At 51.2% G+C, this 13,643-nt stretch carries 11 protein-coding genes; 7 read left to right on the top strand and 4 right to left on the bottom strand.

Translation table 11 applies throughout. The features are described 5' to 3' along the window. The coding region (locus AC1W8Y_RS12740) for a tyrosine-type recombinase/integrase (RefSeq protein ID WP_482014862.1) at positions 1-1,019 on the bottom strand (1,019 nt) is incomplete at its 3' end. A 375-nt stretch (positions 1,020-1,394) separates the two neighbouring features. Here AC1W8Y_RS12740 and AC1W8Y_RS12735 point away from each other — a divergent pair. Beyond that, complete coding sequence (locus AC1W8Y_RS12735; RefSeq protein WP_482014861.1) at positions 1,395-2,000, top strand: pyridoxamine 5'-phosphate oxidase family protein; 606 nt, start codon at positions 1,395-1,397, stop codon at positions 1,998-2,000. 28 nt (positions 2,001-2,028) lie between these two features. Here AC1W8Y_RS12735 and AC1W8Y_RS12730 read toward each other — a convergent pair whose 3' ends face one another. Beyond that, positions 2,029-3,243: an ABC transporter substrate-binding protein gene (locus AC1W8Y_RS12730; protein ID WP_482014860.1), complete on the bottom strand. Its 1,215-nt coding sequence runs from the start codon at positions 3,241-3,243 to the stop codon at positions 2,029-2,031. 111 nt (positions 3,244-3,354) lie between these two features. Beyond that, entirely contained in the window at positions 3,355-5,061 is a 1,707-nt protein-coding gene (locus tag AC1W8Y_RS12725; protein WP_482014859.1) for a long-chain-fatty-acid--CoA ligase, read from the bottom strand. A gap of 213 nt (positions 5,062-5,274) precedes the next feature. On the opposite strand from AC1W8Y_RS12725, the gene AC1W8Y_RS12720 reads away from it, so the two are divergent. After that, the gene (locus AC1W8Y_RS12720) at positions 5,275-5,937 is read left to right on the top strand and encodes a TetR/AcrR family transcriptional regulator (protein WP_482014858.1); all 663 of its coding nucleotides are present in this window, start codon (positions 5,275-5,277) and stop codon (positions 5,935-5,937) included. A 16-nt stretch (positions 5,938-5,953) separates the two neighbouring features. Then, positions 5,954-7,741, top strand: coding sequence for an acyl-CoA dehydrogenase C-terminal domain-containing protein (locus AC1W8Y_RS12715; RefSeq protein WP_482014857.1), 1,788 nt, complete (start codon positions 5,954-5,956; stop codon positions 7,739-7,741). A gap of 48 nt (positions 7,742-7,789) precedes the next feature. Here AC1W8Y_RS12715 and AC1W8Y_RS12710 read toward each other — a convergent pair whose 3' ends face one another. After that, complete coding sequence (locus tag AC1W8Y_RS12710; RefSeq protein ID WP_482014856.1) at positions 7,790-8,464, bottom strand: outer membrane protein; 675 nt, start codon at positions 8,462-8,464, stop codon at positions 7,790-7,792. Positions 8,465-8,728: 264 nt separating this feature from the next. Between AC1W8Y_RS12710 and AC1W8Y_RS12705 the strand changes: the two genes are divergently transcribed. From AC1W8Y_RS12705 to AC1W8Y_RS12690, 4 genes are read left to right on the top strand one after another with little or no spacing between them, the layout of a single operon-like run. Further along, positions 8,729-10,828: a 3-hydroxyacyl-CoA dehydrogenase NAD-binding domain-containing protein gene (locus AC1W8Y_RS12705; protein ID WP_482014855.1), complete on the top strand. Its 2,100-nt coding sequence runs from the start codon at positions 8,729-8,731 to the stop codon at positions 10,826-10,828. Between the two features lie 9 nt (positions 10,829-10,837). Then, a complete protein-coding gene (locus AC1W8Y_RS12700; RefSeq protein WP_482014854.1) occupies positions 10,838-12,013 on the top strand; it encodes an acetyl-CoA C-acyltransferase in 1,176 nt (391 codons plus the stop codon). Between the two features lie 2 nt (positions 12,014-12,015). Further along, a complete protein-coding gene (locus AC1W8Y_RS12695) occupies positions 12,016-12,822 on the top strand; it encodes an enoyl-CoA hydratase (RefSeq protein WP_482014853.1) in 807 nt (268 codons plus the stop codon). Between the two features lie 37 nt (positions 12,823-12,859). After that, positions 12,860-13,624, top strand: coding sequence for an SDR family oxidoreductase (locus AC1W8Y_RS12690; protein ID WP_482014852.1), 765 nt, complete (start codon positions 12,860-12,862; stop codon positions 13,622-13,624). Positions 13,625-13,643 lie beyond the last annotated feature (19 nt).

Raw genomic sequence — 13,643 nt, 5'->3', positions numbered from 1 at the left:
CACTTTTCGCCCTTGGCCTGTAGACGGTTAATTTGCGTCACGTTCGGGGGCGTTTCATTTAGGCGCTTGAGTGCTTGCATCAGGCTGGCAACATAAGGCGTTAACGGTATCGTGCGCTCGCCTTCGACCTTATCGCGAATGGTGATGCTGTTCCACGGAAAATCTACATCATCCCAACACAGCGAGGCTAACTCGTTTCGACGGGCACCAGTTAACAATAGGCACTGAAGGTAAGCAGCGTGAGTCGGGTTTTCAATTCGACGCACATACTCAAACCAAAGTTTCAGTTGCTCTCGCTGCAAACAATCATCTTTCGTCTGAGCCTTGGGTAAGTCTTGCTTCATGCGCTTACAGGCATCAAGGTTTATTTGGTCGCGATATTGTGGGCGGTCACTGCACCAAGTTAAAAAGGTGGACAGTAGCGATATTGCTAGACGGGTTCGAGTAGGGCGCTTGATGGCCTCAGGCTCTAACCATTCGGCTACTGCATCGCGTGTGATGGCAGACAGTGGCAACACCAGCAGGGGGCGCAGTATTCCGGCCTCTGTGATTCCCTCTGGATTGTTGCGGCGACCTCTGGTTACTTTCTCGCCCCCAAGCCTTGCCATGCTCTCATGGTCGGCTTTGTGGCGTTCACTCCATTTGGGTGTACGGGCTTTGATGTACTCATTCCAAGCGTCGAGGGCTGGGGCTTGTTTTTGTTTGGCTTGTTCGCGTTTGGCAACTTCGACAGCGATATTTTGAGCCTTAACGGTTCGCGGGTCACGGCCTTCATCAATCAGCGTTTTTAATCGTCTGGCTTCTTTTCGTGCATCGTCAATGGTGTAACGGTCAAGGCCGCCGATTTTTATTCTGATCGCCTGCCCTGCAAGTTTTCCCTGAAATACGTAGTTCTTGCGTCCAGAGGTTGCACGCAAGCCCAAGCCTTCAGTAACTGAATCCCAAATAAATGCTTGCTGCTTTTCTGGGGGACATTTGAAGTCTTGAACCCGTCCAGCGGTGAAGCTAATTTTTGCCATGATTGAGTATCCGTGTAACCGCCGTGTAACCCCTGTGTAACCCGAATCATAGAATATCAATCAACATTAAGCAACCATCGGATTTGTGTACTCCGTCTGAAAGCCGCATATTTACTAGGTTTTATTGTTTTCGAGCAATGTAATTCAACACCAATAAATACGGGTTTTTGCAGACTTTTAATCCGTTGGTCGCGAGTTCGAGTCTCGCCCGACCCACCAAGTAAAAACAAAGGTCTCAGAGGATAAACGCCCTGAGACTTTTTGTTTTTTAGCGCTTATATTACCGTCCAGGTGCCTGAACGTTGCGTCTAAAACGTCCTGCTGAGGCGAAACAGCCGCAGGGGCTTTGAATGAGCCAGACAATGGAGCGGTAACATGAACATCACCCGTCGAGAACAGCTGCGACAAGTGTACCCAGCGGCTAAAGAACGAGCGCTGCAGAAACAAATGTCAGCGCTGGACGAGTACTCGCAGCAGTATCTGCTGTTATCTCCGTTTTTTGTGATGTCCACCACCAATAAACAGCACGAATGTGATGCGTCACCGCGCGGCGGCATGCCAGGGTTTGTGCAGGTGCTTGATCACGAAACGCTATTGATCCCGGATTCATCGGGGAATAATCGATTAGATTCCTTGCAGAACATCATTGACACGGGCAGGATCGGTTTGCTCTTTATGATCCCTGGGTTCGATGAGACGCTTAGAATTAATGGTAAGGCGATGATCAGCAACGACCCGTTATTGCTCGCTCGCTTCTCTGGCTTTGAGCGTTCACCTAAAACCGTTATTCGAGTGCAAATCGAAGACGTTTACCTACATTGCCCTAAGGCGTTCATGCGATCAAAGCTCTGGTTGGCCGACGCACGCGTCGACCGGTCGCAGATGCCCACCATGAATGAAATCATTCAAAAGCAAACCAACAGCACTGGGCCATTAGAGACTCAGGAAGCGATGTTGGCTAGATATCGCGCAGAGCTTTGAAACCCAATACGCCAAGCGTAGCTGTCGATCAATGCCCGTAAAGTTTGCCGAACAGTATCCAGCCTTTGCCGTCCCAGCGCGCTAAGGATTCACGCTCGATCGGGAAAAAGTCATCGGGCCCCGTTTGAATATTCACGCCAGGCAACAGCATGGGGAGTTGCAAGTCGTTGAGGCTCGCGGCTTGTTTCATGACGTTTGCTCGGGTGAGGTTATCGCCACATTGTTTTAGCACCTGGACCATCGTTTGAGCGGCGTTGTAGCCAAAGACAGTATTGATGTCTTTGATGTCACCCTGCGGGTTGTATTTTTTCATGAACTCGAGCCAATCCTTATAGCCTTGGGTGTCGAACCATTGAGGATCGGTTGGATCCTTTTGATACAACGCGGTGATGATACCCACCCCATTTTCTGCACCCGCCGGATTCATCACAGAACCGACTGAGTTTGAAATTGAGTTGAGGTATTGCGTGGGTTTCCAGCCGATTTCAGCTGCCTTTTTAATGGCTTGCGCGGCGAACTTGGGGGTTGTGATATTGAAAAACACATCAGCACCCGATGACTTGAGCTGAATCATTTGACTGTCTACGGTCGGATCTGTCGATTCGTAAGTGACCTTGGCAATAATCATTTTTTGTGCTTTGTCGCCTAAGCCTTCTTCAAATCCCCGCAGGTAGTCTTTGCCGTAATCATCGTTTTGCATGAGAATGGCGATCTTTGCATCCGGCTTTGTCTCGAGGATATGCTGAGCATAAATGCGAGCTTCTGCAGCGTAGGGAGGCTGCCAACCCATCGTCCACGGAAAATTCTTGGGGTCACCAAACTTAGTGGCACCGGTTGAAATGAACAGTTGGGGGGTTGCCTTGCTGTTCATGTATTTCTGAACTGCACTATTTTGTGCAGTGCCCAGGCTTTGAAAAATAAACAGCACCTTGTCTTGCTCGATGAGCTTGCGAGTTTGCTCAACACTCTTAGGGGGGGAATAAGCGTCGTCGTAGCTGATGAACTTGATCTTTCGTCCGTTGATACCACCCTCAGCGTTGATCTTCTCGAAATAGGCAGTCTCTGTTTTACCGATCGCCCCGTAGGCGGATGCAGGCCCAGAGTAAGGTCCAAAGTGCCCAATAACGATTTCAGTATCGCTGGCGCCGACATCATATTGTTTGTCTGCCAGCGCTTGACCAACGCTCGCCAGGCCAGTCAGGCTAATTAATAGGGTTGAGAATACTGATAGTTTTTTTGTCATTTTCGTCCTCCTCCGATGAGTAGGCAATTTAAGATTGCCTTATAGACTGTTTAGCCGCCCCGTTGAGAGGTGTCAATACTGACTTGTACGCATGCAAGTAGTGGTTGCGTATTACGGCATGGGTGACACCGTCAGCTTCTGATGTGCGATGCTGTCTCTGAGTTCTCGTCGCAATATTTTTCCGACGTTGGTTTTAGGAAGCTCATCCCTAAATAAAATAAATTTCGGGCGCTTGTAATTCGTCAGTTCCCTTTTGCAATACTCAAAAATTTGTGCTTCGGTCAGCGCGAGGTCTTCTTTCACGACAAACGCCACGACTGCTTCGCCGCTCTTGTCATCGGCCACGCCAATCACCGCGCACTCTAAGACGCCTGGCATTCTAGCGATGACTTCTTCAAGCTCGTTCGGGAAGACGTTGAAGCCAGACACGATGATCATGTCCTTCTTGCGATCAACAATTTTGGTGTAACCGGCTTCATCCATGATGCCAATATCACCTGATTTGAAGAAGCCGTCTTGGGTCATGACGAGTTTCGTTTCTTCAGGTTTGTTCCAGTAACCCGCCATCACTTGCGGCCCGCGAATGCAGATTTCCCCTGAACTGCCAAAGGGCACTTCTATCCCATCGTCATTCAAAATAGCGACCTCAGTGCCAGTCACTGGTAAACCGATGGTCCCAGAGAATTCTGTAATGAGCGTACTGGTGACGCACGCCACGGGCGATGTCTCTGACAATCCGTAGCCTTCTACGATAGGCACGCCGGTCATTGCTTGCCACCTTTCAGCAACCCCTTTTTGAACGGCCATGCCCCCCCCAATCGTGACGAGCAGGTTGGGCAGCTTTACGGTTGCAAACTCGGGGCGGTGAAGCAGCGCGTTAAATAACGTGTTCACTCCGGGGAAAATGTGAATCCCAGGATGGGTGGCGAGCAATTTAACAAAGCCACTCATGTCGCGAGGATTCGGAACCAAGATCAACAACCCACCCTTGCGCATCCCGAAGAGGGCGCACGCTGTCAGCGCGAAGATGTGATACAGGGGCAAGGCACACAAGAATACGAGCTGATCAATCTGCTTATGGCGCATGGATGGCTCGAGCCATAGCTCTGTCTGAATGACGTTAGCGATGATGTTTCTGTGCAGCAGGGTGGCCCCTTTGGCGATCCCGGTTGTCCCGCCGGTGTACTGCAAAAATGCAATGTCATCGCTCGAGATGTTAGGTTTGGTGAACGACGCCTTGGCGCCGATTGCTAGCGCATGAGTGAATGTCTCGTGCACGACAGCCCATTTCGGCACGACCTTTTTGACATGACGAACCATGAAATTAACCACCACCCCCTTTAATCCCAGAAGATCGCCAAGACCAGTGACGACGACCTTCTGTAGAGAGACTTGGGTGGCGATTTGTTGATAGACATGAGCGAAGTTTTCTAAGATCACTAGCGCTGAGGTGCCGCTATCGGTGAGCTGCTGTTGAAGTTCTCTCGCGGTATAGAGAGGGTTGATATTGACCACGATGTAGCCGGCACGCAAGATCCCCAGCATGGCGACCTGAAACTGCACGATATTAGGCAGCATGATGGCGACCCGTGAGCCTTTAGCAAGGCCTAGGCTCTGCAGGTAGGCAGCAAAATGCCTTGAGAAATGATCGAGGTCTTGGTAGGTGAAAAACTTGCCCAAGTATTCGCAAGCTTGACGGTTGTGATGTCGACTAAATGACTCTTCAAACATATCTGTTAGAGAGTTGTACGGCAGTGCACCCAGATCATGAGGGACGCCGTCAGGGTAGCTTTTGAGCCAAGGTTTTTGAGCATTCATCGCTATGGGTGGTGAGCAAGGAGTGTTAGAGCACTGAAAAAGGGCAGTTCGTCCGCCTACGAGTATGGAGGCAATCACATCACTAATTGATCACATTCGGTAGAGCGGGTTTTCCCTTGTTGAGCGGCGCGACGTCTCAGCATAATATATACGAACGATCGTATTATTTTTATGAAGCCCCTTTCGAAGCCCCTTTCGCCCCAGAGTTTGCCCATGCTTGAACAAATCATCAATCAAACAGTATCGACTGAACAGAAGAAGGGGTCGATGACAAAAGCGCTGATTGTTCAGGCCGCTTTAGAAATTGCGAGTAACTCTGGGCTTGAAGGGATCACCATTGGCCATCTTGCAGAGAGGGTCAACATGAGCAAAAGCGGTGTGTTTGCGCACTTTGGATCACGTGAAGAGTTGCAGGTGGACGTCGTGCGTGAATACACACGCCGGTTTGAATCGGCGGTATTTCTACCCGCACTGTTGAAACCAAAGGGATTGCCGCGGTTGTTGCAAATGGTCACCGCGTGGCTAAAAATGAGCACGGGGATAGGCTCATTGAGCTGCTTTTTTATCGCCGGTGCTGTCGAGTTCGACGACCGCCCCGGCATTGTGCGCAATGAACTAAAAAAAAGCGTCGATACGTGGCGTGCCGCACTCTTGCGAGCAATTAAAGAATCCGTTGCCGAAGGCCATCTGAAGAGAACCGTTAACGCAGACCAGTTACTGTTTCAGGTCTATAGCACTGTGCTGGGTGCTCATCACGATTGTCGGTTTCTTGAAAATACTGAAAGCCTGGCGATGGCAAACAAACTGCTTAAAAGCATCATTGCCAGCCATCAAATCAAAAAACCAGCAACCAAAAACAACCGTATCGACCCATAAAAGGATTCCCGTCGTCATGCCGACCTATTCCCCCCCACTACGAGATATCCATTTTGTCATTCACGAGTTATTGAATGTCACTGACACCTTTTCTGATTTGCCGGCCTATCAGGATATCGATCGAGCCATGATTAATCAGATCATCGAAGAAGCCGGTAAGTTTTCGAGTGAAGTCGCCTTCCCTTTGAATCAGGTGGGGGACAAGGAAGGTTGCGTGCGAGGGGATGACGGCTCTGTCAAAACGCCTACTGGATTTAAAGAAGCTTACGAACAATACGTGGCAGGGGGGTGGCCTTCCCTTGCGTGTGATCCAGCTTATGGCGGGCAGGGCTTACCGAAATTGCTCAATACGGTGTTGTGTGAGATGCTCAATTCGGCGAATCAGGCGTGGACGATGTACCCACTACTGTCTCACGGTGCCTACGAATGTCTTCACGCACATGGCACGCCTGAACAGAAGGCCACGTATCTTGATAAGCTCGTCTCGGGTCAGTGGACGGGCACGATGTGCTTGACTGAACCGCACTGCGGCACCGATCTTGGCATACTAAAAACGCGAGCTGAACCGCTAATCGATGGTTCTTATGCCATTTCGGGAACCAAGATCTTCATCTCTAGCGGTGAGCATGATCTCACTGAAAATATCGTTCATTTGGTGTTAGCAAGGCTGCCAGACGCCCCAGAAGGCACCAAAGGCATTTCGCTGTTTGTTGTACCCAAACGATTGGTGAGCAGCGGCGGTGCGCTGGGTGATCAAAATAAGGTGTCTTGCGGTTCTCTAGAACACAAAATGGGCATACACGGTAATGCGACTTGTGTAATGAATTTTGACGGTGCAATGGGATCTCTGGTGGGTGAGCCGCATAAAGGTCTCAACGCGATGTTTGTCATGATGAATGCCGCACGCCTGGGGGTCGGTATGCAGGGGCTCGGTTTGACCGAAGTTGCCTATCAAAACTCAGTGGCGTACGCTAAAGACCGATTGCAGATGCGTAGTTTGACGGGTACCAAAGTGCCCGAAAAAGCGGCTGACCCCATTATTGTCCATCCTGACGTGCGCAGAATGCTCTTAACTCAACGAGCGTACGCAGAGGGCGCTCGCGCGTTCTCGTATTGGATCGCCCTGATGATCGACACAGAGCTTAACCATCCGGATGAAAGTGTTAGACAAGATACTGCCGACCTGGTGACCTTACTGACGCCGATTGTGAAGGCATTCTTGACTGATAACGCCTTTGCAGCGACCAACGAAGGTCTGCAGGTCTTTGGCGGACATGGCTACATCACTGAATGGGGAATGGAACAATACGTGCGAGACGCACGAATCAATATGATCTACGAGGGCACCAATACTATCCAGTCGCTGGATTTATTGGGCCGTAAGGTGCTTGGCGACATGGGGTCGAAATTGCGCAAGTTCGGCAAAATCGTTGAAGCGTTCATCGGCTCAGCTGGCGTTCGAAAGGAGATGGCAGAGTTTATTGACCCTCTGGCAGAGCTGGCCTCAAAGGTTGAGAAAATCACCAAAGAGATTGGGATGAAGGCGATGATGAATCGCGACGAAGTCGGTGCGGCAGCCGTGCCATACCTGAGGCTGGTGGGCCATCTGGTGTATGCCTATTTCTTTGCAAGAATGGCAGAGGTTGCCTGGGCGAATAAAGATAGTGATGATCCGTTTTATCAAGCCAAGCTCGGGACAGCTCGCTTTTACTTCGCCAAACTACTTCCCGAGACCGCACAGCTCATGGCAACGGTGAGCACAGGTTCAAAAACACTCATGGCACTGCCCGCCGAGTTGTTTTGAACGCTGTCAACCTCGATAACAACTTGCCTCTCGACGACTGAGATCGGTTTAGAATCTCCATCCGAGACCGATTTGGCCTTCGATGGCAGAGGCGTTCAGCGTGCCACTAAGCGTTGAGTAAGGCACGTTGATGTTGCCGTATTTTGCGTAGTTGAACTCAGCGTAACCAAACAGTCCGCCGGTAATGATTTGTTTGTACCCTATCCCCAAAACATAGCCACTCAAGGTCGAATGAGCGTCTCCGAAAGAATCCGAACTCGTATTCGTCGTCGCACCGGTGTAGCCTGCCTTTAGATAAACGAGCTTTTCTTTATCGATGGCGTAGCCCGGTTGCAACGTGATGGTGTACGTATTGCTGACACTGTACCGGCCTGCAGAAGTACTGGTCCCAAAGGGTGTGGTGACAGCCACCGAATAGCTAGCAGCTGAACTGGTACCCGGTAGCATGCCAGCGCCTATCCCCAGCGTCCATGGACCTGACAGGGCAAAGGTATAACCGACGGCGACTGCACCGACCATGGTGTTGATGTCATTCTTCGAAGCCGAATAGGGGTAGGCCCCTCCGTACAACCCGCCAGAAAAACTTGGCGTGAAAACGGCACCACCTACACCCGCTTGAGCGAAAAGCCCCTGCCATGCTTCTGATTGTGCAAACGCGGCGTTTGCACCCAGAGTCAGCGCGCCAGTTGCAATGATGCTTGACAATAATTTCGTCGTTTTCATTTGATCTCTCCACGGATTAAATTATTTTTTTAAACTGCAACATTTTTCTGATACAGAAAAAAATGACTGTCGAATTGGAAACAACTTTAGAGAGATGCCTTACTGTCGGCAATCATCGTTTTCCCGCTCTTGTCGCTAGAGATAAACCCTAACAAACATTGAACGTGTGCAAGCCATCATCCGTGGCGAGAACAATATTGTTTTATATTGGCAATATGAGAAAACAGAATTGGCTGTTATAAAAATTTTGAACAAGGAGACTGCATGAGTGCACATTATGAGGTTCATGGCGATATCGCTGTGATTACCCTGAATAATCCGCCGGTCAACGGCCTCGGGTTATCTACTCGTCAAGCAATTGCCGATGGCGTGCAAGAGGCGGTCGCAAATGCGGCGGTCAAAGCCATCGTTTTAACGGGTCACGGCAAGGCGTTTTCTGGTGGTGCAGACATTCGCGAGTTTGGCACGCCCAAGGCCACGCAAGAGCCTCACTTAAGCAGTGTGATCAGTCTGGTTGAAAATTGCAGCAAACCAATTGTCGCTGCCGTTCATTCGATTGCCATGGGCGGCGGGTTAGAGCTGGCGCTCGGGTGCCATTATCGTATCGCCGCCCCTGGTGCTGATATCGCTTTGCCAGAAGTCAAACTCGGCATACTGCCAGGCGCAGGGGGTACGCAACGTTTGCCCCGCGTGCTGGGTGTTGAACCCGCCCTGAATATGATTGTCAGTGGCGAACCGGTCAAGAGCGAGAAGCTCGCGATGTTGCAGGGTCAAAAGCTCTTTGACAAAGTGGCGACAAGTGCGTCGTCTCTGCTGGATGAGAGTATGGCGTTTGCGCGAGAAATAGCGACGGTTCGTCCCCTGCCACGCGTGCGTGATTTGCCTTGTGCGCATCCGCAAGGCGATGCCTATTTTCAATTTGCCCGCAACATGATTGCTGGCGTAGCGAAGAATTATCCCTCGCCAGCCAAGTGCATTGATGCCGTGCAAGCAGCGACCAAGATGAAGTTTGAAGAGGGTTTGCGCGTTGAACGCGAAGGCTTTCTTTATTTGGTATCGACACCCGAATCGCGGGCATTGAGACATCTGTTTTTTGCTCAACGAGCGGCGTCGAAGATCGATGACGTGCCAGCAGATACGCCCAAGCGCGACATCAAAACGGTCGCGGTCATTGGTGCCGGTACCATGGGCGGTGGTATCAGCATGAACTTTTTAAATGCGGGCATCCCGGTCAAGATTCTTGAAACTCAGCAACAGGCGCTGGATCGAGGTCTTGCGACGATTCAAAAGAATTATCAGGCTCAAGTCAAAAAGGGCAAGCTCAAAGAAGACGTCTTGCAGCACAGAATGAGTTTGCTCACCCCGACGTTGAACTATGACGATATCAAAGATGTCGATTTGGTCATCGAAGCCGTCTTTGAAGAAATCGGTGTGAAAGAGCAGGTGTTTAAAAAATTGGATGCTGTGATGAGACCGGGGGCGATCCTTGCCTCGAATACGTCGACACTTGATGTAAACGCGATCGCTCATTTCACCAAGCGTGCGCAAGATGTTGTCGGGATGCACTTCTTTAGCCCTGCAAATGTCATGAAGCTACTGGAGGTCGTGCGCGGTGCCGCGACCGGTAAGGATGTCATGGCGACGGTGATGGATGTGGCTAAGCGGATTAAGAAGACGGCTGTCGTCTCTGGCGTGTGCGATGGGTTTATCGGCAACCGGATGATCGAGCAATATGTGCGTCAAGCAGGCTTTTTAATCGAAGAAGGTTGTACGCCACAGCAGGTCGACAAAGCCATTGAGAAATTCGGATGTGCGATGGGGCCCTTTAGAATGGGTGACCTGGCGGGCAACGACATCGGTTGGGCGATTCGAAAGCGACGCTATCAAGAAAAGCCCAACATGAAATACAGCAAAATCGCTGACTTGCTTTGTGAGCAAGGACGCTATGGGCAGAAAGTAGGCAAGGGCTGGTACGACTACCAAGAGGGCAAGCGCGACGCCATCCCCAACAAAGAAGTCGAAGCAATGATTGCCAAGTATCGCACCGATGCTGGTATCACCCCTCGCAAGATTTCTGACGATGAGATTGTGCAGCGCCTGATCTTTTCGATGGTGAATGAAGCTGCACATATTTTGGAAGAAGGGATAGCCGCCCGCGCAAGCGACATCGATATTGTTTACACCACGGGTTATGGTTTTCCGGTTTACCGAGGCGGCCCCATGTTGTACGCCGACCAATTCGGGCTATTTAACGTGGTGCAAGCGATGAACCGTTTTGCACAGAACCCGAATGACGACATGACATTCTGGCAACCCGCCCCACTGCTTGCGCGACTGGTCGCCGAAGGCAAATCTTTCAATTAAGGATTCATCATGACCAACGCTGTTATTGTTTCTACTGCCCGTACCCCACTGGCCAAAAGCTGGCGCGGTGCGTTCAACATGACCCACGGTGCAACGCTGGGCGGTCACGCGGTTAAACACGCGATTGAACGTGCCGGTATTGACGCCGCAGAAGTTGATGACGTCATCATGGGTTGCGCAAACCCTGAAGGCGCAACAGGCGCCAATATTGCTCGTCAAATCGCGCTGATGGCTGACTGCCCGGTGAATGTCGCCGGTATGACTGTCAATCGGTTCTGTTCTTCGGGTTTGCAAACGATTGCCCTTGCTTCTCAACGAGTGATTGCGGGCGAAGGCGACGTCTATGTCGCTGGCGGTGTGGAGAGTATTTCTTGTGTACAACAAGAGATGAATCGCCACATGATCAACGATCTGGCCTTGCTTGCCAAAAAGCCTGAGATCTATTGGAACATGCTGCAAACCGCAGAGCAGGTGGCAAAGCGTTACAACATCAATCGTGACGTGATGGACGAGTACGGTGCAGCAAGTCAGCAAAAGGCTTGTGCGGCACAAGCTGCGGGTAAGTTTAATGACGAGATTGCGCCGATTACCGTGCAAGCGGGGGTGATGGATAAGGTCATGGGCATGACAACTCGTCAGGTGACGGTCAGTGCCGATGAAGGGCTGCGTGAAGGGACAACCAAAGAGGGGATTTCTGGGATCAAACCTGCTATCCCTGGCGGCGTTGTCTCAGCAGGTAATGCCAGCCAGTTTTCTGACGGCGCAGGTGCCTGCGTGATCATGAGTGAAGCACTTGCCACCCAGCGCAACCTCAATCCCCTTGGGCGATTTCTTGGATTTGCAGTCGCTGGTTGCGAACCGGATGAAATGGGCATCGGGCCAGTCTACGCGGTGCCTAAAGTATTGAAACGCTTAGGTCTGACCGTGAAAGATATCGACCTGTGGGAGTTGAACGAGGCCTTTGCTGTACAGGTACTCTATTGCCGCGACAAATTAGGAATTCCTGCCGAGTTGCTCAACGTGAATGGGGGGGCGATCGCCGTTGGCCATCCTTATGGCGTCAGTGGGCAACGTTTGACCGGCCATGCTCTGATCGAAGGTAAGCGTCGTGGCGCAAAACGTGTCTGCGTGACGATGTGTATCGGTGGCGGCATGGGGGCTGCTGGCGTATTCGAAGTCTTTTGAGCGTGACGACGTTGCAGCCTGCACCGGACGCTGATCTTCACGCGTTCGTTTTGCGAAGCGATCGCGAAGGGGTAGCCACGCTCACCCTGAATCGTGGCGAGCAATATAACCCGCTGTCGATGGGGATGATGCAAGCGCTTATCCAAACGCTGACAGATCTGTCAGCCGATCGATCTGTCAAAGTGATCGTTCTGAAGGGCGCTGGCAAGGGGTTTTGCGCGGGTCACGACTTGAAAGAAATGAGGGCCGACCTCGACCCATCGGCGTTGCGATCCCTTTTCAATCAATGCAATGTACTGATGCAGACAATCCGCTCAAGCCCTCAGGTTGTCATCGCGCAAGTGCACGGGATTGCGACTGCCGCGGGCTGTCAATTGACCGCGACCTGCGATCTTGCCATTGCAGCGCAGGGGACGCGCTTTGCCTTGCCGGGGGTCAATATCGGCCTGTTTTGTTCGACACCTGCCGTTGCAGTCTCGCGTCAGGTAAGCCGCAAGAATGCCCTGCGCATGCTATTGACCGGTGACACCATTGATGCTGTTCAAGCACGTGACTGGGGGCTGATCAATGACGTTGTGCCGCTTGAGAAGCTAGCGGCTGAGGTACAACAACTGGCCGACATCATCAAAAGCAAAAGTGCGGCTGTTGTTGCTTTAGGTAAGCACACGTTCTATCAACAAATTGAACTGGACATTTCAGCAGCGTATTCGTTGGCGGCGCAGGCCATGGTCGAAAATATGACCTTGCCTGATAGTGCTGAAGGGATTGATGCTTTTGTAAATAAACGAGAGCCAAGGTGGCTGGCCTGAGCCAAACGCACCTTTGCATCACGACAAGGAGACAACGTTGACATTATTTGACCTTACTGGACAAGTGGCTGTGGTGACAGGATCATCAAGAGGTATTGGTCGCGCGATCGCAGAAAGAATGGCTGAACACGGTGCAAAAGTAGTTGTGTCATCGCGTAAGGTGGATGCCTGCCAAGAAGTCGTGGATGTCATCAATCAACGTCATGGTGCGGGGTCGGCAATCGCAGTCGCAGCAAACATCTCTTCAAAGACTGACTTGCAAAACTTAGTGCTCGCAGCACAAAAGCAGTTTGGCAAAATCGACATTCTGGTTTGTAACGCTGCCAGCAATCCCTATTATGGTCCACAAGCCGGGATTTCGGATGATCAATTTCGCAAGATTCTTGATAACAATATTGTTGCCAATCACTGGTTGATCAATATGGTTGCACCCGAGATGATGGCGCGTCGGTCGGGGTCGATCACCATCGTTTCTTCGATTGGTGGGCTAAGAGGTTCTTCTGTCATTGGCGCTTATTGCGTCAGCAAAGCCGCTGATATGCAACTTGCACGCAATATGGCCGTAGAGTTTGGCCCGCACAACGTTCGGGTGAACTGTATTGCCCCCGGATTGATCAAGACAGATTTTGCGCGTGCGCTTTGGGAAGATGAAGCCACATTGCGCCACCGTGAAGAAACCATCCCCCTGCGCCGCATCGGTGAGCCTGACGAGATCGCTGGCGCCGCTGTTTTTCTGGCCTCTCAAGCAGCGTCTTTCATCACGGGACAGAGCTTGGTGGTAGATGGCGGCAATACCATCTGATGATGGTTTGGCGTCGACT

The organism is Jezberella sp., assembly GCF_964834465.1.
Note: the sequence above shows the minus strand (reverse complement) of the source record. Positions and strands in the feature narration are given on the sequence as shown.